Below are 25,302 nucleotides of genomic sequence, written 5' to 3'. Positions count from 1 at the left end.
TGTTAGATTAAAGACCGATTCTAGGTATGAGGTGCCGATGAGTCTTTCAAAATTCTGCGGCATTATTGCAAAAAACTCCGATGATTAACAAACAGAGAACCACGGCCAATGCGTGCCGATAACAACTTTTTGCATATGTTGATGATTTAGATCAGGGTTACTGCTCAGTGCTGCTGGCGAAAACGGGAAGGAGATACGCCAAACACACGGGTAAACGCAGAGGTGAAACCGCTTTGGGAGGCAAAACCACAGCTGTCTGAAATCTGTGCCAAGTTCAACTCGCTGGTGCTAAGCAGTTCCTGCGCGAGTTCAAAACGTTTCTTCAGCACATATTGATGCGGGGTTACGCCCACTTGGGATTTGAATAACTGATGGAACTGGCTTTCTGCCAGAAAAACAGAACCTGCCAGCTGAGCCACGCTGATCTTGCGACTGATATGTTGGCGAATGTAGAGATCGATGATATCCATGTTCAGACGGTGACCATGACGTCGCGGCGCGATTTGCTCACGGAAATGACGCTCCATGACGCACAGTAAGGTATCGGCACAGGCGCGTCCCAACATGACATCATGTGGGTTGGCGATCATTTCAGACGTCAACGCTTTCACCAACGTCTGCGCCTGACTGTCCAGTTGAAAATAGGCATCACGGTCGAACAGGCGCTCTATTTTGTCTTTCATGCTGAGTTCGCCGTGCAAGACAGACTCAGGTAAGTTGATCACCAAAATTTCGTTTTGCCCGACGCCAGAAAAAGCATGGAGCTCGGACTCGGAAACGAGGCACCCCTGACCCGGCCCGACAAGACTGCCGCGCCCGGAAAGTTCAAACTCAGTTTGGCCTTGCAAACCAATCACCACCTGACGGTATTCGTGCGCATGCAACGACGGGTGATTAGGTAAAGCAATAACCTGAGAGTGCTTCAGTTCGGATGCCATAGTTAACGATTGTAGTAGGGAAACTTCAGCTATTCTGCCACGCTCTAGCGGAAATCGAGAAGAAAAATCGCCTCGGAAAGATGATCAAGAGAGGGCCAAACTACGGAGGTTGTCATTTCAATACCAAAATTGTGCAGGATCTCAACAAACAGACCATTGCGATCACAGGTGAAATTTGCTTCCGACGATAAGTAAGGCCCAAGATAATCTATAACTCATTGTAAAATATCATTTAAATTCACTAACCAATCAGAAGCATGATGTAACGAATCACTTGATCATGCTTTCGGTAATTTGAAGGCATGATCTTTCCGTGATCATCGTTCCGGTGAAAAGGATCTTCCTTGTTTCATCGCAAAGGTTAACTAAGCCGCGTTATCCGGTTTAATTTATCCTTCACTCAGTATTGATATATCAAACGTCAAAAATATGACGATAAATAATCAAAATGCGTCAATTAAATGATATTTTTTAGCTATGATTGTTTTTACCAGACATTATTTCCTAAAACACAGAAAGCGGCTAAAATTTATTGAGTTATCACTCAAAAGATAAGCATTGAATAATAACGATAAGCGTCAAATAATTAGTAACATTAACAGGCTAATTGGCATTTACGTGTTAATCTAGCTAATTGGGACAAAGCTAATAAATACCGGGTTTTGCCGAGATACAGTAATGAGCAGGATGTCTTGGCGTAGTAAAGGTGTTTATGATTTCTGAGAATAAGCAAGGGACATATGAAAAGTAATCGCATCGCCGCGTTAGTATTCGCGTTATCGCCGATACTTCTTAGTAGTCAATCGCTTGCCAATGGGGCCAATGCGGCAACTGACGATCCTGTCGTTGCGCTGGAACAGAAGCTAGCCGATAAACGAAGTGAAATTAGCGTTCACGCTGAAAACCTCCAAACGCAACGAGATAAACTGGATGCTTTATTAAGCGAGCGTGAAACGCTGGCCACCAAAGCTATCGAGTTAGAGAAGAAACGAAATCTCGCCCAAGAACGTCTTGATGAGCAATTCCGTCGACTCCTCGAAAACCCAGATACCGATCTCACCCAATATAAAGATGATTACCAAGCTGCGTGGAGCGCAGTAAAAGATAATCAGTCTTCCACTCTAACCAATGATCAGGCCATTGCCGAACAGCAGCGTATTGTTGAAGGCGAAAACCGTCAGAAACAATTGCTGGTTAGCGCGTTGGAAAATCTGCAGGAATCCAAAAAAGAAGCCCGTGTTAAGCGTCTTCGTCAGGAACTGACCTTCGCAGATACTATCGAAGTGGTTCACACCATTACCTGTAGTGATTCGATGACGCTGGCTGCATGTTCAAATCAGGGCAAAACCCTGACCATGCAAAAAGCCGTTAATACCTTCCAGGCTCAGGTGCTGGATAATGTGACGGAATCGACCACTGCAAAACTCAACGCCAACCGCGTGTCATTCAATATCCATGTGATGAACAATAACGTGGTCGACAGCGGCTTTAGCGGCAACAATCGTTACATTACCCGTATGCAAGCGGAAATGCGCAGCCAGCCTGACGAAAACGCAGCATGTAAATTGCTGGATTTCGCTGAGCGCTACTGTGTGGAGAACTCTTTTACTTCCGCCAAAGCAGCACCGAAGCAACAAGCAAAACGCTGGGTTAATGTAAAAATCCGTTCAAACCGTTATGAAGACAATGTCACCATCAACGGTGTGACTTACGGCTCAACGCCAGTAGAGATCATGCTGCCAGCAGGCCAACACCAGTTGACCGTTGAGAAGCCAGGTTTCGAACCGTACAGCCGCCAGATGTTCATGAACAAGGATTCTACGGTTTGGGCAAACCTTCGCGAACAGGAGAACCGTCCACAGCCGGGAAAGCGTTTCGCTGACAAACTCTCGAATAATCGTCAGGCACCTAAAATGGTGGTGATTGGTGCAGGCCAATACCGCGTTGGCTTTGAAGCCAAACAACCGGTGGTTGTCGACCAACCCTTCTCTATTGCAGCGACGCCCGTCACTGTGAAACAGTTTGGAGAGTTTGTCGCCGCAACAGGCTATGTGACGGACGCCGAAGAAGGCCAGGGATGTACTTCTCTGATCAACGGCGAACCAAAACAGCTGCTGAATCACAACTGGCGCAAACCTGGTTTTGACCAAGCTGAGAACTCACCTGTTGTCTGTATCACTAAAGATGATGCACAAGCCTATTCTAAATGGTTGAGTACGCAAACCGGGTTCAGCTATGCCCTCCCAACCGAAGTTCAGTGGGAAGTGGCAGCGCGTGCCGGCAGCGACTCTGACTTTTGGTGGGGCAACGATATTGGTGTTGGTAACGCCAACACTGGCTGGAGCGGCACCGTTTGGTCAAACAGAAGCACTTCGCCTGTCGCAAGCTTCCCTGCTAACCCATTCGGTGTGTATGACACTGCAGGTAATGTGTGGGAGTGGGCAGAAAGTCAGACACCTGTCGCCCGTGGCGGTGCTTGGAGTTTCTCACCAAGCAGCGCGCGTGTTGCAGAGCGTCTAGAGCTGAAATCAGATATTAGCGCCAACTACCTTGGCTTTAGGGTCGTGAGAAACATCTAGTTTCCAACGTCTCTTTATGTCCCTAAAAGCCCGCGATTGCGGGCTTTTTCATGCTTCACAATTATTGGCAGTCCCGCCTGAACATCCCAAAAAATATCAACAGAAAAACGAGATCAAGGTCGCTAATAACAAATAACATTGTCAGTTATTCACTTAATTAGTACATTCCCCCCCTGTCCGAATTTCTGGCTCCTCAGTATAGTGAGAGTCAAACAGGCGCATATTGCAGTATGCGCCTGTTTTATCACTGAAATTTACCTCGGTGACCCATCAGACAGTGTGTGATTACCCTTGAGCACAGTGTCAGGTGGCCTCTTCTACACGTCGTACAGGAAACTACTCTAGTGAGTGAGATCTTGTCTTTACCGGCTCCTACGAGCCGGTTTTTTTATCTAGAGACTTCGGATATTCCTGATCATTACTTCGAAGTAACCATATGATTAATATGCTTTTAATGTCATAAGTAATCACTTACAATACGATGTAACTTAAATCTATCGCCACCCAACGATGAACGACATATCCCTGCCACCTTCCATGCTGATATCCCTGTTTGAGCAACTCCCAGGCTGTTGGGGCTGTAAAGACACCCAGTCACGTTTTGTTCACGTCAATCTTGCCTATGCCAAGTTAGTCGGTGCTGACTCACCCGAGGCCCTAAGAGGGAGAGGCGATGAAGAACTTCCTCATGCGATTGCCGACTGCGCCGCTCTGTTCAAGCAACAAGATCGGCAGGTGATTGAAAGTGGTCGTTATATGCGGGTGCTCAACATCCACCCTTATCCCAATGGTCAATGGCAAGCTCATGTGTTTACCAAAGTGCCTTGGTATGGTGATGATGGGGAAGTATTGGGAACAATTTTTCACGGACAGGCACTGAACGACAATCCGATACTGGAAGTTGGTCAGTGGATTTGCAAAGCTGCAGGCATTGAACCAGTTGAGCCCCAGCCCGCTGCAAACACACAAGGAAGTGCATCACTTTCCGCTCGCGAATCAGAAGTGCTCTTCTTCCACCAGTTCGGTAAAAAGCCACAATTTATTGCGCAGTCTCTAGGTGTGTCGGTCAAAACCATTGAGAACCATTTCGCTAACCTGCGCGTCAAACTGGGTGCAGCAAGTAAAACCGAGTTGGTTGATAAAGCGCTGGAAAATGGCGTGGGGTGCAAAATCCCAGACTCACTGTTGAAGCAGCAACTGACTCTGGTGCTTTCAGAATAGCTTTTAGCGATATATACCCGATGTTAGGCATAAGAAAGCAGCGCAAAAGCGCTGCTTTCTTATTGGCTTAGAGCAGCGGAATTATGGCGCCAAGCGCTCAATATCCCACTGACCATCCTGTTCTTTCTGGAAGACAAAACGATCGTGCAGGCGATGTTCACCACCTTGCCAGAATTCGAAAGACTCTGGCTTCACGCGGAATCCGCCCCAAAAGGTTGGCACTGGCACTTCGCCCTTGTCGAACTGTTGCTTCAGCTCCATGTATTTGCTTTCCAATGCTGAACGCGCGGTAATACGCTCGCTCTGACGGCTCGCCCAAGCGGCCAATTGGCTCTCTTTAGGACGGGATAGAAAATACTTCATTACTTCAAGCTTGCTGAGTTTTTCTGCGGTCCCTGTGATATGTACCTGACGCTCAAGTGGATGCCATGGGAAATGGAGGCTGATACGTGAGTTATCTGCTAATTGTTTAGCTTTACGACTGCCGAGGTTGGTGTAAAACACAAACCCGTCGTTGTCGACATGCTTCAACAACACAATGCGTTGAAATGGCTGCCCATTTTCGTCAACGGTGGCAACAGTCATCGCCGTTGGGTCTGGCAGCTTGGCCTCAATGGCTTGTTTGAGCCAATGCTCAAAGAATTGAACCGGGTTTTCAGGCAGGTCTTTGCGTCTCAAACCGCCTTGGTTATATTCTCTGCGAATATCGTACAAATCCATTGTGGTGCTCCGAATACGTTTTTACGTCATTGTGATGGGGCATGCGTCTTTTCTCAAGCGAATTTCCGCACTCTACAGGCGGTTGGCGCTCATCACATCAACCAGTTATGGAACCTATTTAACAGGGAAGCTATGCGCCGTCGTCTTTTTATCTCACTGATCACAGCTATTGGCGTATTACTGACTGTATTGGTCGGTGTTTTCACCTACTCCTCAGTCGAAAAGCGCTTCACCACAGAAATTGAGTATGACGTCAATCAGCTTCAAGAAAAACTCTCTGCAGAGCTGTCCCGTTACAGTGAAATCCCTGTTGTTCTTTCTGCTGATCCAAGATTGAAACGTCTTCTACGTGTGCCGAAGAGTGAAAGATTACTGAATGATACCAATCTTTTGCTGGGTAACTGGAATACGCGCCTTAAAAGTGACGTGCTCTATCTGATGGACAAAAACGGCCTCACGCTGGCAGCCAGTAATGCCGGAGACGCACAAAGCTTTGTGGGACACAATTACAACTACCGTCCTTATTTTCAGCAAGCAATAGAAGGCAAGAAAGGGCGTTACTATGCATTGGGGGTGGTGTCTGACAAGCGCGGCTATTACTTTTCTTATCCCGTTTGGGATGGCGAAGAAATCACGGGTGTGCTGACCCTAAAAGTCGACCTTTCTATCATCGACAGCATCTGGGATCAGCAGAAATTTGACTATTTGATTGCCGATCCACTCGGAGTGGTTTTCTACAGCTCGCGCGACGAGTGGCTATATCAGTCCCTTTCCATTCTGTCTGACAAACAAAAAGAAACGATTCGTGACTCCCGACGTTATGGGGACTCGTCTTTAAGTCATCTCACAAGGTTCAAAGCACTGGAAGATATTGAAGCGCAGGACGCTCTCCATCTTGGCTTGCCCAATAGAGATCGCGAACGTGTGCTCGTCTCCAATACCGACCTTGGCACTGCTGGTTGGCGGATATACGGTTTTATTCCCACCAGCAATGCCTGGCCAGTGGTTACCCAGTCTGTCCTGATTTTCGCTACCTTCTACGGCCTGCTGGTTTTGGTGCTTACCGCTTGGCTCCAAACCGTCAAAACCCAGCGAAAACTTGCAAGGCTCAACGATGAACTGGAGCAAAAAGTGGCCTCAAGAACCGCGAGCCTTGAGGAAACCAACACCAAGCTGCGTCAGAGCATTCAACAATATGAAGACACACAAAAAGCCCTGCGCCAGACGGAAAATGAACTGATTCAGGCGGCAAAGCTGGCCATGCTGGGCGAGCTCTCTGCCAGCATTAATCACGAGATCAACCAACCTCTGGCCGCCATGCGCACTTATACCGAAAACAGCATCAAGCTAATGGAAAAGGAACGCTATGAGTCAGTCAATGGCAACCTTAACCAGCTCAATGAGCTGATTGGCTTGGTCGCAGACATTGTCGCGCGTTTTAAAATCTTCGCCCGTAAACAAAACCTCGAAGGCAAAGCACGCTCTTCAGTTGATGATGCAATTTCAGCATCACTGAAGTTATCAGCGGCAAGCTTTATCAAAAAAGGTATCCAGATCGCTTGCCACATCCCAGAGAAGGGACTGGTAGTGAATGCGGACACCGTCCAGCTTGAGCAAGTGATTTTGAACCTTCTGAACAATGCGTCACAGGCAGTGGCCAATACCCCTTCACCAGAAATTGGTATCAAGGTAGAAACCTTTCTTGATCGCGTATCCATCCATGTGTGGGACAATGGACCCGGCATTGATAACGACACCAAGAAGCATATTTTTTCACCCTTCTACACCACCAAAAAAGAGGGGCTCGGATTAGGGCTGACCATTTGCCGACGGATAGTTGAAGAGTTTGGCGGCAGCCTTCAAATCAGCGACCATCCAACCGGTGGCGCTGAGTTCACCATCACCCTTCAACGTCTTTACGATGGAGATACCCCGCAGTGACACCGGAAATATGGATCATTGATGATGAGCGCACTATCCGTGATGCGCTGAGCCAGACCCTGGAAATTGAAGGGTTTCACTCCCGCGCTTTTGCCGCCGCCAAAGAGGCACTTGAACAGCTAACTCCAGCGTTTGAAGGCGTGATTATCTCAGACATCAACATGCCGCAAATGGATGGCATGACGTTCTTAACCAAAGCCTTGGAAATCGACCGAGAGCTTTCAATTGTCATGCTGACCGGACACGGGGATATTTCTACTGCCGTTTCAGCCATGCGTCAGGGAGCTTACGATTTTCTCGAAAAACCATTCTCAACCGATCACCTGCTTGATGTCCTCAAACGAGGGGTTGATAAACGTCAGCTGGTGATGGAAAACCGCGAGCTGAAAAGGCAACTGGAAACGCAAAGTGCACCAGGACCAAGGATTTTGGGGAACGCGGATTCGGTCAAACAGCTCAGGAGAACGATCTTCCATTTGAAAGATCAAGACAGCGATGTACTGCTTCAAGGGGAAAGAGGAACAGGGAAAGAGCTGGCTGCACGCTTTATCCACGATCAGGGGACCAGACAGGACGAACCCTTTGTTGCACTGAAATGTCGCCAGGTCCCCGAAGCCTTGGTTGCGATGGAGCTGTTTGGATCCGAACAACAAGCGTATGCCACCCTGCCAAGTTATAAACACAGTAAGGTGGCAACGGCGGGTAAAGGCACCCTTTTTCTCGATGGTATTGAAGCGCTGCCTGCCAACGTACAGGAAAAACTCGCTGACCTGACAGAATCATCAGGCCGCCCGCGTATTATTGCGTCAACCCGCGTCGATTTGACTGCCAGCATTGCCCAAGGGCGATTCAATCAACGTCTGTTCCAGAACCTGTCTGAAACCACATTGGCATTTCCACCGCTGAGGGAGCGCAGCGAAGATGTGATCACCCTTTGCCAGAACTTCGTGCGCACCACCGCATCTCGCTTTGGTGTTGCCCCACCTACTTTAGACGCTGAGCACAAAGAAAAACTGCTACAACACTCATGGAAAGGCAATGTGCGGGAGCTTCAAGCGTACTCAGAACGCTGGGTGCTGATGGGAGAGCAATGCCTGACGAATGAAAGCGGGACAGAGCATGAAAAAGAACGCGACACACTGGCAGATCGCATTTTGAAAGTGGAGCGAGCTATTTTGTTCGATGCCCTAAACAGACATAACGGCATGCTCAAAGAGGTGCAAAATGAGTTGGGGCTGGCCAGAAAGACCCTCTACGAAAAGCTTAAAAAGCATCACCTCGACAAGCAGAGCTTTAAAGGATAATCCTCCAACCACCTCCTCGGTAGCTGGGCCTTGTTTTTGGCAGACCTTTAATATGAACCTAAACACTTAACCCTTCAAAAAGTCAGGAAAAATACGCAGCAAAACGAGCGGAAAATCCTACGTTTTTTTCACTTTTTAAAAGAAATTTTTTCCACACCACCAACACCCCTTCTTCGCGCTAAAGCCGCATGAGGCCTAAGTTACGGAATACTCGCCAGTTTCTCGCCAGTGAGAAACTGGCTCTTGCTCATTCTCGTTACACTGCTCCCGATTAGTGAGAATCTCATAGATAAACTACTCTTTTATTAGGGCATGTTGGCATTTCTGGCCTGCAACTCTTTTTGTCTTTCTTGGATATTTTAGTCGGCATAACAATGACAAAATCAAATAAACCGGGATCTAAGCTGCCAGCCAGCGAGCACCTTGACTATATTGACGACAAAACCGCAGCTCTTTTGCTTTCAACCCCTAAAAGTGCGCGAGTCTTGCTATGGGTCATCGCTCTTTTTATTACGATCAGCGCTATCTGGGCGGCATTTGCCGAACTCGACAAAGTCACTGTGGGTCAAGGGAAAGTGATTCCGTCGTCTCAACTTCAGGTGGTACAAAACCTTGAAGGGGGGCTGGTTAAAGAACTGCTGGTCCGTGAGGGAGACATCGTCGAAGAAGGACAGCAATTGCTGTTGATTGATGACACCATGTTCCGTTCTGACTTCCGCGAGCGAATTCAGGAGCTCACCAGTTTGCGGGGCGATTCTGTCACGCTGAAAACGTTGGTGGACTCAGTAGTGGTCGATCCAGACGTCGAGGTTGAAGACTGGCAAAAGTCAGTCTCTATCAATCGCGTAGAGCTTGAATTTGATCCAACGTTCGTTGAGGAGCACCGTGCAGTGGTTTCCCGTCAACGAGCCGAGTACCGTGAAAAGCTCAACAACCTTCAAAACCAGTTGTCCGTCACGTCGCAGCAAATTCGCCAGAAACAACAAGAGCTCATTGAAACCCGGGCGCGGGTGCAAAACCTTCGACAAAGCTACAATTTTGCCCGCGAAGAATACAACATCACCAAACCATTAGCTGATGAAGGCGTGGTGCCACAAATCGATTTGCTGAAACTACAGCGACAGGTGAACGACACCAAGCGCGAACTGTCTTCAGCAGAATTGTCACTCCCCTCTATTACTTCTGCACTGCAAGAGGCCGTGTTTAAGCACGTTGATGTCGCGCTGAAATTCCGTGGTGAACAGCAGGAGCGCCTCAATGATGTAGAAGACAAACTTCTTGCCATGACGGAGACCCGCGTCACCCTTGCTGACCGTGTACAACGAACTGTGGTTGTCAGTCCGGTCGATGGCACCATCAAGAAATTGCACGTCAACACGGTTGGTGGCGTCATCCAACCAGGAATGGATTTGGTTGAAATCGTACCGAGTGAAGACAACCTGCTGATCGAAGCCAAAATCGCCCCACAGGACATTGCTTTCCTCCGCCCAGGGCTTGAAGCCATCGTGAAATTCAGCGCCTACGATTTTACCGTCTACGGCGGTCTGACAGGCATTTTGGAAACTATCAGTGCAGACACAATTCAGGACGAAGAGGGAAATAGCTTCTATCTTGTAAAAATACGCACTGAATCCAATAACTTGGGTGCAGGTGAAGAGCTACCGATTATTCCTGGAATGACAGCTTCTGCTGACATCATCACGGGTAAACGCAGCGTGTTGGACTATCTGTTAAAACCCATACTGCAAGCGCAGAAATCCGCGCTGAGAGAATAAAGATTTAAAAAACCAGCCCATAAAAAGAGGCTGTGACATAACAATAATTTGCGCTAAATGCTGCCTTTATAGGGGGATGTGTTTTGAACTGGAAAAAGCTTTTGATCGCTTCTGCCATCAGCTCACTGTGTGCGCCTGCGTGGTCCATGTCTGTGGAACAAGCCGTCGCGACCACTATCGCCACCGATCCAGAGCTGAAAAGTGCATTTAATGACTTCATGAGTAACAGGGAAGGCATTGATGCGGCCACGGGTGACTACCTGCCAGACATCAACCTCAATGCAGGCGTAGGTTATGAGCGTATTGATAACTCATCCACCCAAGCCAGTGGTGACATGGACTTCAACCGTCGCGACGCCAGTATCAGCCTGACCCAACTCATCTGGGATGGACAGACCGGAGATAACATCGACCGCACTGAGTTTGAGGCGGAAGCGCAGCGCTATCAATTGCTCTCCGATGCGCAGGATAAGTCGCTGGCAGTGACGGAAGCCTATGTGGCTGTGCTGCTTGCCAAACAGCTTCTCTCATTGTCTGAAGCCAATGTCGAAGTCCATGAAAAGATGCTGGCAGACATTCAGCGGCGCGCAGAATCGGGCATTGGTTCCACTGCTGACCTGTCACAGGTTCAGGCACGTGTTGCACGTTCTATCACTAATATGCTGGCTGCCAGAAGTAATATGGATGACGCGCAAACCGAATTCCTGAGAATTGTCGGCGTCGACATCAAAGACCCTGTCGACCCAGAGGTAGATGCTCTCTATCTACCCCAGTCACAAGCAGAAGCGTTAGAAGTGGCTTTTGCCAACAATCCGGTAGTCAAACTGGCGACCTATGACATCGATGCGGCACGTGCCCAGTATCGACAAAACAAAGGCAACATGTACCCATCGTTTACTTTCGAGGCCAGCCAGAGCTGGAGTGAAGAAGCAGGTGGTGTCGAAGACGAAGTGAACGAGCTCAGCGCCATGCTGCGGGTTCGATTCAACCTATATAACGGTGGCACCGATGCCGCCAACATGCGTCGCAGCGCGTATCAATTGAACAAGTCGAAGGACATTTTCGACAACGCCTCGCGACTTTTGGGAGAGGGTACACGCTTGGCCTGGAGCGCGTACCAGCTAACCGAGCAACAAAAGAAATATCTTGCACAACACGTAGATGCGGCGTCTGAAACCGTTATCGCCTACGAAAAGCAATTCAAAATTGGCCGCAGAACCTTACTGGACCTGCTCAATACTGAAAATGAACTGTTTGAGGCAAGGCGATCATATCTCGATGCGCACTACGCGAACATTACGGCCAAATACCGTGTACTCAACAGTATGGGCACCCTGCTGGATGCGCTGCGTGTCGATGTACCGGAGGAATGGCTTGAACCTGTGATAGACAAAGAAGGTTAATCCATGAAACACGTATTGCTATTCAGCAGCATTCTCCTTGCCATTGGCGGCTGCTCACTTTCCGCTGACCAACCTCCTCTTGCTGAACAACGCGCCGATTTATTGGACGATGATAGTGACGGTGTGATCAACGCGCGCGATTTATGTGACAACACGCCAGACGTGGCAATCATCGATAACGATGGGTGCCCGAACTACCTTTTGCTTGAAAGTGACAACTCATTAAGAATTCAGTTTGCAAACGACTCTGCAATTGTAGAACCCGCTTACCGTGAAGCACTGGACAAAATGGCTGGATTCCTTAAGCTTTATCCCGAAACCTTTCTAGAACTTCAAGGACATACAAGTTCTCCAGGGTCTGACGACTACAACAGGGGCTTGTCTGTCCAACGTGCCAAAGCAGTTCAAGCACAGCTCATAGAAAGAGGCGTTCCAGTCGATCGTCTCACCATTGTAGGCCTGGGTGAAGGCGATCTCATGCTGGCCGACAGCACAGAAACCACACAGCTTGTGAATCGACGTGTTGTAGGTCGCGTGAAAGGATTTAAAGGGGAAATAAAGGAAGCATGGACCATCTTTACCCAGCGGGGACAATAGTGGCTGAGGTTGCCTGATGCGAAAACGGGCGACCTTACTCCTCATGTTCCTGTTGCCATCTATCGTAACATTCGCACTGAGTGATACTGACAGTCAGTGGATCAACAAAGTAGCGTCATTTTACGGCGAAAGAGCGGGAAAACGAGTCGCGGCATGGCGTGATGTTGTCGCGCAGTCTGCCGATCTTTCAGAAACGCAAAAGCTTGAAGCAGTGAATAACTTCTTCAACCAGCTCTATTTTGTGAATGATATCGATTTGTGGGGAAAGAAGGACTATTGGGCGACACCATTGGAGTTTCTTGGCAGCGCGGCAGGGGACTGTGAAGATTTCAGTATCGCGAAATACTTCACGCTCAGAGAGCTCGGCATTGACGATAAAAAGCTTCGTCTTGTTTACGTTAAAGCCATCAAACTCAATCAATTCCATATGGTTGTTGCCTATTACCCAACTGCTTCCTCCGAGCCTGTCCTACTGGATAATATCGACCCAGAAATTAAAAAGGCCTCAAAACGACGAGACCTACTTCCTGTATACAGCTTCAACGGTAGCAGGCTATGGCTCATGAAAGAACGTGGTAAAGGTGAGCTTGCAGGCAAATCATCGCGACTGGGATTGTGGAACGATCTCCGGGCGCGCATGGGGTCTGTAAAGCTGAACAGACCGATCAAAAACTATGATGGGTAAATGTCTATGACTTTATACCGGCAATTGTTTACATGGATGTTGGCGATATTCTTCCTGCTGATTCTGGCAGTGACAGGTATTGAGCTAAACACCACTCGTAATTTTCTGCTGACTCAGCAATCGGCTGAGGTAAATAACACCATTAACTCGATGGGCCTCGCCCTCGCGCCTTATCTTGAAGACGACGATAAAGTCGCTGTGGAATCGGTGATCAATGCACTGTTCGATGGCGGTTTTTATCAGGAAGTCCGTCTGAAAATGCTCTCCGATGGCAGCGAAATTATCCGCGAATATCCGATACATGTAGAAGGCGTGCCAGACTGGTATACCAACCTGGAACTCTTCCCTGTTATTACGGAAGAACGCACCTTTACCAGCGGCTGGTTACAGCTTGCAGAAGTCACCGTGGTTTCACACCCGGGTTACGCTTACAAGGAAATGTGGCGTTCCACCATTCAACTGGGTGTATGGATAGGTATTTTGTTTGTTATTGCGATGCTTATTATCGCCATACAGCTCAGCCGTTCACTGCGACCACTTGATACCATCACCAAACGTGCAAAAGAAATTGCCCGTAATAAGTTTGGCGAACCGATACCATTGCCACCGACTCGCGAGCTGAAAACCGTGGTTCGCGCCATAAACCAAATGAGCAGCCAGCTCGAAGCGTATTTTGAGCAACAAGCCAAAGAAGCCGACCGCCTGCGTGAGCACGCTTACCGTGATACTGTTTCTGGTTTGGGTAACCGTAGCTTCTTCGTTGGCCAGCTTAAATCTTGGCTGGCAGAATCAGCCGTCGGTGGTCTGGTGATGGTGAAAGTTGACCTGATCACAGATACCTACCGCAATCAGGGTTTTGCCCAAGGTGACACCATTGTTGGTCAGTTTGCCAAGAAGCTGAACACCACCCTGACCGATGCTGACTGCACTGCGTCGCGTATCTCGAAAGACGAATTTGTGATTCTGGCACCGAACAGCACAGGTGAAGATCTGCAAATTATCGGTGAAAGTATCATGGCTATCGTGAACGATATGCAGCATGACCCAATGGGGATTACTCCACCGAAAGTGGCTATCGGCCTCGCGGTTAACAGCTCAGATAACCGCGATGCGAGTGTTTTGCTGGCGCAGGCAGATAACGCCCTGACTCAAGCACGCAATACGCCGAATCACCCAATCTCTATGATTGACCAAACGGCGAATGATGCTTCGATGGGTAAACAGCAGTGGAAATCACTTATCCTTGATGCCATGGCGCACGACTGGTTCAAGTTCAAGTTCCAGTCAGCCTCATCCAGTGATCAGACAGTTATTCACCAGGAAGTCTTCTCCGCAATTGAGAAAGGTGAAGACTACTATGGCGCTGCGCACTTCCTTGGTGCTGTTGAGCAACTGGAACTGGGTGAGTCATTCGACCGCTACGTGGTGAGTCACATGATTGATCGTTTGGGTGATGACCCGAACCTTGGTCCGGTCGCAATCAACCTGACCCAGAACAGTGTCACCAATGCTTCCTTCATTCGCTGGCTGACTACGACGATGCAGAAGCACCGCAACATGGCGGGGCGCCTGTTCTTCGAAATTCCGGAAAGTGTGTTTGTACGCTTCCCGGATCACGTCAGCCTGCTGACCGAGGCGGCGCACCGCTTCAACTTCGGGTTCGGTGTGGACAACTATGGCCGAAACTTCCAGTCGCTGGATTACCTGAATAAATTCAAACCTTCATACGTGAAGATTGATTTTGCTTACACCAGTAATCTCGACGACGAGTCGCAAAGCCATGTGCTAGCTTCAATATGTCGTACGGCACACAACCTGAATATCACAACCATCGCCACGCGCGTAGAAACGGAAGCCCAGCTCAATAAACTGTCTGAGCTGTTCGTGAATGGTTTCCAGGGCTTTATATTCGAGAAGAAATCAGAGAATCATGGTTAAAGACCCCCTGCTGCAATCTTTGGTTTACGTCAGCCGATACTTCGGTCAATCAAACTCGCCGGATGCGTTAGTGTCCGGCTTGCCGATTTCTGACGGATACCTCTCCCCCTTCCTGTTTCCCCGAGCTGCGGAGCGGGCGGGGATCGATGCCAAAGAAAGCCGCCAGGCGCTCAAAGATTTGTCGCCGATGCTGTGTCCTTGTGTTTTGTTACTCAAGGACAATCAAGCATGTGTGCTTCAAAGCATCAATCATGAAACCGGTGAAGCGGAAGTGGTTGAACCGCTCACCGACACCACGCCTGCCGTTCGCCCTATCAGCGAACTGGAAGAGGATTACCTTGGGCGTGTTTTCTTGCTGAAAAAACAGTTCCGCTACGACGAGCGATCTCCCGAAATTCTTAAAGAGCGTCAGGGCCACTGGTTCTGGAGCACCCTTTGGGAGTCCCGCTCGATTTATCGTGATGTGCTGATAGCCTCCATTTTCATCAACGCTTTTGCTATCGCCACCCCACTCTTTTCGCGCATCGTCTACGACAAAATTGTGCCCAATTTGGCGTTTGACTCACTTTGGGTTCTTGCCACCGGGGTCTTCGTCATCTTCCTGTTCGATCTTGTGCTCAAGATGCTGCGAAGTTACTTCATCGATATCTCAGGGAAAAAATCGGACTTACTGATCTCTTCCAGAATCTTTGAGAAAGTCATGGGTATTCGCATGGAGGCACGCCCGCCTTCTGTCGGTGCCTTTGCTCGCCATATGCAGGAGTTCGAATCCATACGGGATTTCTTTACCTCTGCTTCTGTCTCGGCCTTGATTGATTTACCCTTTGCGTTCTTCTTCCTGTTTATCATCTGGATTGTGGCTGGGCCTCTGGTTATTGTGCCCATCGCAGCTGTGCTGATTTTGATGATCCACGCCGCTATCATCCAAAAGCCATTACGCCACACCATTGAAGAGGGCTCTCGCCTGTCTTCCCAAAAGAACGCCAACCTGATTGAAAGTCTGGCGGGCTTGGAAACCATCAAGCTATTTGGCGCTGAGAGTCAGTTCCAATATCGCTGGGAAGAAGCTGTGGCACACATGGCAAACTGGGGGATCAAAACCCGCCGCCTGACTGACTCGGTTCAAAACGCCGCGGGCTTTATTCAACAGTTCGTCAATGTCTCGATGATAGTGTTTGGTGTGTACCTTATCTCTGCGGGTGACCTGACCATGGGTGGATTGATTGCGGCAACCATGTTGAGTTCCCGTGCCGTTGGTCCAATGGTTCAACTGTCCTTGCTATCCACGCGCTACAATCAAGCCAAGTCCGCCATGGAAATCATCAGCCAGTTGATGGATATGCCTTCCGAACAGGAAGAGGGGAAACGCTACATTCACCGCCCTATTATCCGTGGCAAGATTGAATTCGACCGCGTGAACTTCAACTACCCCAATTCAGAAGTGGCCGCACTCCGTGATATTTCCTTCACTATCCTTCCCGGAGAGAAGGTGGCTATTATCGGACGTATCGGTTCAGGCAAGACGACACTCAGTCGCCTGTTAATGGGCCTGTATCGCCCTACAGCGGGTTCAGTACGTATCGATGAGACAGACATCAGCCAAATCCACAATATCGACATACGCCGTAATATAGGCTGTGTCCCGCAGGACCCTATACTGTTCTTTGGCTCTATCCGTGACAACATTACTCTAGGACGTCCATTGGCAGACGACAGAGACATTCTTGACGCCGCCAACCGTTCTGGCGTCACCACCTTTACGCAGCGAGATCCTGCAGGCCTTGAACGTCAGGTGGGCGAAGGAGGCAATCAGCTTTCCGGCGGTCAACGCCAATCTATTGCTATCGCCCGCGCCATGTTGGGTCGTCCTCCTGTGCTTTTAATGGATGAACCGACCAGTGCTATGGACAACCGCTCTGAGCAATACATCAAGCAGCAAATGTCGTCACTTCGCCGCGACGAAACACTGATCATCAACACACACAAAACTGGTATGCTGGATGTCGTTGACCGTATCATTGTGGTCGAACAGGGAAGCATAGTGGCAGATGGCCCGAAACTGGCCGTATTGCAGGCTTTAAAAGACGGAAAAATTCAGAAGGTTGGATGATAAAAACCGTCCCTGCTAGACAATAAAAAAGCACCGATATCGGTGCTTTTTTTTGTGTCTGACATTTTACAGTGTAAATGACGGTAACTAGGGGCTGTTGATCTTTGGTGGTTAAATTTTGTTCTCGCTATAAGCGTTTTAGGCGCGGCGAGGTGTGTGCCGCCTAGTCATTCTAAGCAAATACACCTCAACAAAGCATAAAACGCTTAGAGTACGGGACGCGCAGTCGAACCCTTCGGGCAGCGTTTGTGGGGAATTTCTGCTGCGTTATCAGCGTCTCATGTAGGCTAGCTACACATCGAAGCTTCTGCCTTGCATAAAACCCCCACAAACTGTTGCAAAAAATCATCACCAAAGGTCAACAGCCCCTAAAGTTTAGGTATACACATCAGGAAGAAGATTTTTCAATCGTGACTTCTTTGCCATTCGTGACAAATTTACAGGCGCCATACTCGTTCACCAAGTTGGCGGATGTGTCCCCAATCTGACAATAAACCCCTGGGAAGCAGTTTTTATACACTTCAATCACATAGCGGCGGTACAAGGTACTGAGCTCAGAGGAGCTGTTTTCCATCTTAGCTTTGATTTCCGCAATGCGTTCAAAGTGATGCGTTTTAGTCCACGCCAAACGCTCAATAAGTTCTTCAGGACGCTTGTTTGCCGGTTGCTGAAGCAGTTTCATCTCTGCGTCTTTCACCTTCATCAACTGCTCATGCTCGTGATCCAGCTCTTTAGAGAGGTGTAGCGTGTCTGCCATTAAATCACTGAGGCCTGTAAAGGCATGAACATTGGTATGGACACCGGAGGCTGCCCCAAGCGTAAGCACCTTCACGCCACACTGGGCCACATGCGTACCGCCCGTTAAGGTTCCCGTCCGTTTATTGGCATCACAGACGACAAGATTGCTCTCTGTAAATGTGCGGCAATGCATCGCATGCTGGCTGATATTGATATCACCTCTGGCTTCTATACGGGCGTACTGAGCGAACTTGGCCACTATCGAGCCTTTGGCTTGCAAGCTGGTGGTGATCTCTTGTTCGGATTGAACCTGTCGGCCCAAAATACCATTGTGAATGATGATATCTCCACCCGCCGTTAGCGTTGCAGATTCCACCACACCACCGACAGTAATTGACCCCGTCGCGTTGACCTTCATGCCTGCATTCACATCACCGTTAATGACGACACTGCCTTCAAAGTCCACGTGGCCCGTCGCGACGGTCACCGACTTCATACACAGGGCATTGTCCACTTCCACACCGTCAGGGTGCAAAAGCGGTAAACCTGCGACTTCAGCTACAATCACATTTTCATCATTGCTGCTGAATTTACTGCCTGGGTAGAGCTTTAGTGGTACATCATTACCTGGCGTGGTCGGAAGGACTTCGCCCGTAACACGGAAACCTTCAATCCCCTTTGTCGGTGGAATGCGCTTGGCGAGCGGTTGCCCTTCTTGAACCGTGATCATCTTACCCAAGTCACGCATATCAACGGTGCCATCTTCTCGCTCTTGAGGGCGGAGCACGCGGGATTTGCTGTCTTGAACCAGATATGCAAGCTTGGAGTCGTCACCGGGAATTGGCCATTTGCCGTTGGCAATCGGCACTTCGAGGTACTCGCCCGGCTTGAGACGGGCCGAAGCGGTGAGCAATTTTTGTAGGGTTTGTTTCTTTACACCACGCACAATTTGGGACGCTTTCAGCGCGGCAAGGAGATCATTGCCTTTGATGGGGTTACCACCACACGCGCCATTGACGCGCAGGAATGCCGTCATTTTTTCATCGTCAAAGCGTGCGCTGACCGTCGCATCACGACGTTCAGCAACAACGACATCGTCTGGCTCCCCCTTCCACTCGTCGGTGGAAGCGTTAATCTTGACCAGCACCGCTTCGATGGTTTGCTCAAAGCGGAAGAAACTGGCCACTTTATGTTGGATAAGCCAATCAACGATATGCTTTTTTTCGATTTGGGGCGCGTCTTGGTCTGCCTTAGGTACTACAGTCATGTAGACCCTGCGACCATCGTTAGACAGCCGCAAAAGCTGTTGCAGCATGTAATCCCCTAAATAAATACACTAAAACTACGAACGAATATCACACTCGTATTCTACCTAGATGAAACACTTCAAAAGAAACACCACAACACTCAAGTTAGAATCAGATCTCATTAAACTAATGACGATTGACTCAATTAAGATACCTGTGTCATATAAATGAATTATAGAGAGTTTTGGCTATTCTGCCCTCCTCTCATTAAAGTTTAATCCTACGTTGTGAAGTACAAAAAAAGCACACTGGTTCAGTGTGCTTTTAAATCAGGAAGTTAACGATCCAGAATGCTAAGGAGATAGCTTCTGATGCTCTTCATCTGATAACCATTCATCTAAGCTGAAACCATAACGAAACTTACCATCAGATTCATCGTTACAATAGACCAGAGTGCCTTTTAGTGAAGGAATATCAACAACTTTCAAAAAGTAATTGGCATCAATATCGACACTTTCCTGGGTCAACAATCCCATTCCACTACGACTGATATCCCGAATAACGACGGGATGACCAAAATCTTCTTCATCATGTTCATCCAAGGGGTGGGACGTAACATACAAGCGGGCGTGAATACCGCCGCCACCAAGTTCGATTCTTTCCTGGAAGCGTTTGCACTCACCTTCTCCCCCTGATTTTTCAATCAGGGTATCGCAGAGTTTTTCATAATCGTTCATTACACTGCCTCCCCGACATCAGCCTCTTCCCTCTTTTGTGCTCAGCGGCCAACTAATGGTAAAGCACTGAGTTTCTCTGCAGCAGAGTACAAAGTATATTTGCTATTCAATACATTGAATGTATTGAATGTTAGATAAATCTTATCCAAACCTCTGAGAAATTTCACGTTCATTTACAGTGTAAATTTATGCTCTCTGAGAGAGTTCTTCGACACGTCTTTGCCTGATTGCAAATCGACGACGTTGGAATGTCTCGAAACGTTCTGCTTTTGACGTGATGACTTGCTCTTCTGAAAGACCGACTTGTTCAATGATTCTCTGTACGCTGGAAAGGTTACCAATGTCTAAGGCGAAATGCGCATCTGATCCCGTCGAGGCATAAGCCCCTTTCTCCTTTGCAAGTTCAGCAATAGTAAGGCAGAACGGTTCACTGCCTTTACGCGAGCCATTCAAAGAGGAATTGTTTAGCTCGATAGCCACACCATGTTGAACGGCAGCATCAACCACAGCCTCTGCATCAATGGGATAATTTGGATTTCCCGGGTGTGCAATGGCATCAATTAACTGAGTTTCCATCGCGCGAATCATTGCTTGGGTATGCGCCTCTTTAGATTGAGCCCGAAAAACCGCCTCATGCAAGCTGGCATTAACCCACTCCATCCCAGCATAAACATAAGTCGGCATATCTAATTCGCCATCGGCATTCATAATGTTGGCTTCTACGCCACGAAGAATACGCACATTGTTAAGGTGATCAGGGATCACCCTTTGATTAACAAAATGCCAGTGATGTGGCGCGCCAGGCATAGAGCTGGCATGGTCCGTCACACAAAGATGGCTTAAACCTACCGCCTTGGCGTGTGCAGCATTCTCTAAAATGGTGCTGTAGGCATGCCCGCTAGCAAGAGTATGGGTGTGGGTATCAACGACGAGTTTCATTGTATGTCCTTATTGTGCCAACTGCTGACGAGTCCAATCACGCATTGCTGATTCTGTATCTTTGCGTCCACGAAAGCCGAACTCTTCTGCGACATCAGCCCAAGACTGTCGTTGGAGAAGGCGTGCAATCATCAGTGAACGCATTTCGTCAGGTTTATTCTCTGCAGGCTTAGAGGCAAGCCGATGCATGAACCATTGCCATAAACTTCCCGTGACTAAATCGTATCCCAGATTACCCTGTGCAAAAAGACGAACCTGGTGAAGTGCAGTTTCTGAAGGCGTCGCGACGACATCTGCGCCTGATAGCAAAGCAGGGATCAACACCGTATCCATGTCCGAAAACTGTTCAGCCATCTGATAACTCAGGTTGAGATAGAACAAGTGCTGAATGCCAACGAACCAATCAGGTTTGTGTTGAATTGGCTTTGCCATTTGAAGCGAGTAGGTACCGCTCGCAGCATCTCTTTGTACACCCAACCGCAAAGGCTGATACCCCAATGAAGACCAGAAATGCCAAAGTCCATGGTTGGCGCCAAAACTGGTGCCAACGATCTGGATGTTTTCTCTGGCTGCCGTTTCCTCTAACTCGCAGATCAACTGCCTGCCAATACCCCTATTCCTGAACTCCGGTAACACGGCAATACGAACAATGCGAAGAAGGGCGCTTGTCAGCACCTCTACATTCCCGGTGTGAGTAGAAAGACTTTGTGCAAGGAGATGACCTTTGAGACGGCGTTTGCCATTGAGGACAGCTTGTGCCAAATCACGCTCAAAGCCCCCTTCTTTTGATGCCAGTAGCGCCCCGACTAAAATGTTGCCACAGTATGCGCCAATCATATGCTGGTCTTGGCCATCAAGCAGCTGAACCAAATCATTGGGTGAGGTTTGGTAATGAGCAGTCACCAATAAAGAGAACAGCTGTTTTAACGTGTTTTCATCATTGGCAAGGTTATCCGCATCAAGAGGTCTGATGGTGACAGCCTGCTCCGATGTATTAGGCAATAAAGGCTCTGCATCAAACAAAAATGCGCTGAACAGCCACAACTCAAGAGGGTCATTCTCAGCCCAGCGGACCGGCTCTGTAAGACAGACTTCACGCCACCCTTTAGCCTCGTCATTTAGCATATTTCTAAAGCGGGTGCTGAACGCACGGCCGGTACCTTCATAACCATGTTCCGTCGAAGAAAAGACAACTCGGCTAAATCCTTTCAAAATTTTCGACAACATCGGAAGGGGAATCGCGGCGGCTTCATCAACCAAAAGAAGGTCGCATGGCGGCTTATCTCGAAGCAAGGCATCAGGCGCGATAAAGGAAAGTTCGCTACCGTTGTCTGACACAAGTGAAAACCTTCCCTTCTTAGCCAGCCCTCCTCTTTCCGCTGCATGCGAAAATAGAGTTTCAACATTCGAAAAGGTTGGAGAAGTCACGACGACTTGTTTTTTGGCCTGACTCATCACTTCAGAGGCAGCGATACCCATTGCCGATGATTTACCCCGTCCACGGTCAGCCACCAAAACCGCTGGGCGACGGCGATGTCCTTTCAATACCTTCTCTATGGCCTCAATTGCCGTTTGCTGCGATTTTGTCGTCCTTGTTTCCTGATCAATCCCTTCGCACTTCTCGATAGCAACATCCATCGTTGGCAACGATGATCCGCCGTGCTGACGGAGAAACGCAGCAGAAGGGTGCGCCCCAAAACGGAGAAAACGTTGATAAAAACGGCTACGAATTGCGCTTTCTTCGTCCACGATCAAAAGCAATAAAGCACCACCTCGCACGCATCCTGCGGCAGCACAAAGCTTGTCGACGTCCAAACCTTGCCGAAGATCGAGAGCAAGAGTCCCGGTTTCCTGCCCTAACAGCTGCTTGGCTTTGCTCCAGGGAAAGGCATCTACCCCCTTCAATTCATCACTTATCACCGAATCTAAGTCACAGGCAGAAAGCATTTCCTTTAAGAACGTTTCGTCTCCCGAGAGGAAAACCGGAAATCTGGCAAAGCCTGATTTTGCCTTGTCTTTAAGTATCTGCAGTAATTGAAGAGGATCAGTGGTCACAATCTTTTCGTTTATCAATGAATACCCATCAATGATAACGGAAATACGATAGCGGAGAGAGAGTTAAAATGTGGTTGCTCTAAATCGAAGAAAAAAAACGCGCCGAGAGGCGCGTTTTAGTGTCGTTATCAAATTACGCAAGACGGGACTTGATAAACGCCAGAATGGCATCAGCGTCTTCATCATTAAGCTTTTTCAGATTAATTGAAATCGCATCACCTTTTCGGCGGTAGCTTGCGCGGCCTTTGATCAAATCAATTGCCGGCGCTTCAGGTTTCGTCGCTTTTGGTTTCAGCGAGTCGCACCATTGCTCCAAAACCAAGGTCACCTCGCGGGTAATACGGCTCACCCCCGTCGCTTCAACGGTTTGCCAAACCGGCGTACCTTCAAATTTGGCATCCAACGCCGCTTTTTCTTCATCCGTCAAAGAGAAGTAAAGCTTGTGCAGCTTAACGATGGTAGGGCGGCCCAGTTCAGCGACACTTGGGTAAGCTTGTAGCAGTGATAAAGGAAGCGCTGCGGCTTTCAATGCGCCACTGACCAGCGCTTCACTGCACTGACAAACCTTCGCTAACTCTTTCTGATCAAGCACATCACCGCGATCCAGCATGGCCTGCATCTCTTTACCACGCTCATAAAGCGACAGCGGTTTGTGCGCATTGGCCACATCCGACAGGAATTTCGCATGCTTGCTGTTGATGCCTTTAGCGACATAAATCAGGAAGTCTTGCTTGGCGAGAATACAGGACATTCGACGGCGGCTACCGTCCAGTACTTCAATCTTATCGCCTTCCAGCCAACGACCGACAGCAGGATATTGCTGACCACGATCTTTCAGCGTGGTGAGAATATCTTGTAGGGCGAGTTCATTGAGGAAAGATTGCTCACGAGCGTTTTCCGAGAACACGGATGTGCGGTTAGCGACATCCGCTGCTGCCACACGCACCAGTTCAAATTCCACAGTGGCTTCACCGGCAACAGAAAGTTCAATCACCGCTGCTTTATCAGAAGCGGCTTTTTGCGCTTCCTGAGCCGAGGTAGCGCGACGTTTATCCGCTTTACCAAACAGACGCGCATTCAGTTCTGACGTTTTAATAGCCATTTATCACTCCTGGTTTCGCTGCGACCAATGGCTGTGAAGCACCCGCTCCAGCTCCAGCCCGGCACGATGAACCGCTTCCTGCGCCGTTGATAGGGTCTTTTTACCACCCTCAAAGTCTTGGGCAGTGAGATCAAATACTGTGCTGTAAGTATCGGCACAGGTTTCAAATGCTCGGCTACGTGGAATCGTCGCCATCATAACCTGATCACCAAGCAGATAGTTCATTTCTGTCAGCACCGAGACCTGCTTCTTGTTGTCATCTTCAAACATAGTAGGCACCAGGCGTACAAACTCAAGACCCGGCCAATCCTCTGGGAACATTTCGTACACGGTTGGCAAATGCTGGAAGAAGTTAACGGTAGAAGCCCAGTCCAGACGCTTTGCTGCACAAGGGATCAGCAGCGCATTTGAAGCATACATGGCATTCCAGACCAGTGGGTCGATATGTGGACCCGTATCAATCATGATGACGTCAAACTCATCGGCAATCACATCGATCACTTTCTCTTTCAGCAACTGAACAATGTCCAGCGAGCCATTGGTCGCCAGGCTCTGCCACGCTTCAGCGTTGAACATAGCATCTTCAGGGAACGCAGCAATCGTCTTCAGATTTGGGTACTGCGTAGGAAGCAGTACGTTCTTCATCATGAACTCTTTGTCAGGTGTCTGTGGCGTGTTATCTAACATCACATCCACAGCAGAATAGATACCTTCCTGCTCAGTAATGCTGATCTGAGGGTTCAGGAAAAGACGAAGCGAACCCTGTGGATCCAAGTCAATCAGACAGATGCGGTAGCGTTTTTCAAGGTTCAGTGCCATGCAAGCAGCCATATGAACGGCACTCATTGACTTACCGGTACCACCCTTCTGGTTTTGAATATTGATGACCCAAGGTTTGTAGCCAGCACCTTTGCCTTCATGGAAAGCAGGGATTTTCGCGGCTTCCATGATCTGATGAGCTTCATCCAGTGTGATGGAGTAGTGGTTCGCATTGTTTTTAGTGAACTGATGGCCAGACTCTTCCATACGGCCAATGGCTTCATCCAATTTACGACGTGTCAAACCTGAACGTGTTTCCATCAATGCTTTTGACATAGGTGGAAACAGTTGATCGTGACGTTCCTCCATCACGATTTCAATACGGTCCGCTTGAACCTGCTTTGTTTGCTCTGCAATAGTTTGCAGGTTTTCTATTGTCTTTTCCCTATTCATTTTTCTTTTCGCCATAAAAGAGAATTAAACAAATTGTACAGCAAAATACATCACGCACAAT

18 protein-coding genes are annotated in these 25,302 nt (G+C 48.6%); 10 read left to right on the top strand and 8 right to left on the bottom strand.

The window, feature by feature from the left end:
• Nucleotides 1-164: 164 nt before the first annotated feature.
• Nucleotides 165-938: an AraC family transcriptional regulator gene (locus tag QL223_RS08910; RefSeq protein ID WP_281544518.1), complete on the bottom strand. Its 774-nt coding sequence runs from the start codon at nt 936-938 to the stop codon at nt 165-167.
• A 740-nt stretch (nt 939-1,678) separates the two neighbouring features.
• Here QL223_RS08910 and QL223_RS08905 point away from each other — a divergent pair.
• Both QL223_RS08905 and QL223_RS08900 read left to right on the top strand, forming a co-directional pair.
• A complete protein-coding gene (locus QL223_RS08905) occupies nt 1,679-3,517 on the top strand; it encodes an SUMF1/EgtB/PvdO family nonheme iron enzyme (protein WP_002542606.1) in 1,839 nt (612 codons plus the stop codon).
• Between the two features lie 510 nt (nt 3,518-4,027).
• On the top strand, nt 4,028-4,738 hold the full coding sequence (locus QL223_RS08900) for a helix-turn-helix transcriptional regulator (protein ID WP_002542604.1): 711 nt from the start codon (nt 4,028-4,030) through the stop codon (nt 4,736-4,738).
• Nucleotides 4,739-4,819: 81 nt separating this feature from the next.
• Here QL223_RS08900 and pdxH read toward each other — a convergent pair whose 3' ends face one another.
• Nucleotides 4,820-5,458, bottom strand: a complete 639-nt coding sequence (pdxH, locus tag QL223_RS08895; protein WP_002542603.1) for a pyridoxamine 5'-phosphate oxidase — start codon at nt 5,456-5,458, stop codon at nt 4,820-4,822.
• A gap of 132 nt (nt 5,459-5,590) precedes the next feature.
• On the opposite strand from pdxH, the gene QL223_RS08890 reads away from it, so the two are divergent.
• The 8 genes from QL223_RS08890 to QL223_RS08855 all read left to right on the top strand — a co-directional run bounded on the left by QL223_RS08890 (nt 5,591) and on the right by QL223_RS08855 (nt 17,211).
• Nucleotides 5,591-7,399 (top strand): ATP-binding protein, encoded by a 1,809-nt coding sequence (locus tag QL223_RS08890; RefSeq protein WP_002542601.1) that lies wholly within the window; start codon nt 5,591-5,593, stop codon nt 7,397-7,399.
• Nucleotides 7,396-8,703: a sigma-54 dependent transcriptional regulator gene (locus tag QL223_RS08885; protein ID WP_002542600.1), complete on the top strand. Its 1,308-nt coding sequence runs from the start codon at nt 7,396-7,398 to the stop codon at nt 8,701-8,703. The genes QL223_RS08890 and QL223_RS08885 overlap by 4 nt, the downstream gene beginning before the upstream one ends.
• Before the next feature lie 374 nt (nt 8,704-9,077).
• Nucleotides 9,078-10,478: an HlyD family type I secretion periplasmic adaptor subunit gene (locus tag QL223_RS08880; RefSeq protein WP_002542599.1), complete on the top strand. Its 1,401-nt coding sequence runs from the start codon at nt 9,078-9,080 to the stop codon at nt 10,476-10,478.
• An 83-nt stretch (nt 10,479-10,561) separates the two neighbouring features.
• Entirely contained in the window at nt 10,562-11,881 is a 1,320-nt protein-coding gene (locus tag QL223_RS08875) for a TolC family outer membrane protein (RefSeq protein ID WP_039850649.1), read from the top strand.
• A 3-nt stretch (nt 11,882-11,884) separates the two neighbouring features.
• A complete protein-coding gene (locus QL223_RS08870; RefSeq protein WP_002542596.1) occupies nt 11,885-12,478 on the top strand; it encodes an OmpA family protein in 594 nt (197 codons plus the stop codon).
• Between the two features lie 16 nt (nt 12,479-12,494).
• On the top strand, nt 12,495-13,163 hold the full coding sequence (locus tag QL223_RS08865) for a transglutaminase-like cysteine peptidase (RefSeq protein WP_039850648.1): 669 nt from the start codon (nt 12,495-12,497) through the stop codon (nt 13,161-13,163).
• A complete protein-coding gene (locus QL223_RS08860) occupies nt 13,164-15,101 on the top strand; it encodes an EAL domain-containing protein (RefSeq protein WP_239644015.1) in 1,938 nt (645 codons plus the stop codon). It begins immediately after the preceding gene.
• On the top strand, nt 15,094-17,211 hold the full coding sequence (locus QL223_RS08855; protein WP_002542593.1) for a type I secretion system permease/ATPase: 2,118 nt from the start codon (nt 15,094-15,096) through the stop codon (nt 17,209-17,211). The genes QL223_RS08860 and QL223_RS08855 overlap by 8 nt, the downstream gene beginning before the upstream one ends.
• A gap of 388 nt (nt 17,212-17,599) precedes the next feature.
• Here the strand turns inward: QL223_RS08855 and QL223_RS08850 are convergent, their stop codons facing one another.
• From QL223_RS08850 to QL223_RS08825, 6 genes are all read right to left on the bottom strand, one after another.
• Nucleotides 17,600-19,264 (bottom strand): FapA family protein, encoded by a 1,665-nt coding sequence (locus QL223_RS08850; protein WP_002542592.1) that lies wholly within the window; start codon nt 19,262-19,264, stop codon nt 17,600-17,602.
• 285 nt (nt 19,265-19,549) lie between these two features.
• Entirely contained in the window at nt 19,550-19,933 is a 384-nt protein-coding gene (locus QL223_RS08845) for a PilZ domain-containing protein (protein ID WP_046308208.1), read from the bottom strand.
• A 186-nt stretch (nt 19,934-20,119) separates the two neighbouring features.
• Complete coding sequence (locus QL223_RS08840; RefSeq protein WP_281544517.1) at nt 20,120-20,872, bottom strand: phosphatase; 753 nt, start codon at nt 20,870-20,872, stop codon at nt 20,120-20,122.
• Nucleotides 20,873-20,881: 9 nt separating this feature from the next.
• On the bottom strand, nt 20,882-22,927 hold the full coding sequence (locus tag QL223_RS08835; protein WP_281544516.1) for a GNAT family N-acetyltransferase: 2,046 nt from the start codon (nt 22,925-22,927) through the stop codon (nt 20,882-20,884).
• A gap of 133 nt (nt 22,928-23,060) precedes the next feature.
• Nucleotides 23,061-24,029: a ParB/RepB/Spo0J family partition protein gene (locus QL223_RS08830; RefSeq protein WP_281544515.1), complete on the bottom strand. Its 969-nt coding sequence runs from the start codon at nt 24,027-24,029 to the stop codon at nt 23,061-23,063.
• Between the two features lie 3 nt (nt 24,030-24,032).
• Nucleotides 24,033-25,241 (bottom strand): AAA family ATPase, encoded by a 1,209-nt coding sequence (locus tag QL223_RS08825; RefSeq protein WP_002542587.1) that lies wholly within the window; start codon nt 25,239-25,241, stop codon nt 24,033-24,035.
• Nucleotides 25,242-25,302: the final 61 nt, after the last annotated feature.

The organism is Grimontia sp. SpTr1 (assembly GCF_947387585.1).
In the GTDB taxonomy this organism is placed as follows: domain Bacteria; phylum Pseudomonadota; class Gammaproteobacteria; order Enterobacterales; family Vibrionaceae; genus Enterovibrio; species Enterovibrio indicus.
This window is presented reverse-complemented; position numbering and strand designations above follow the sequence as displayed.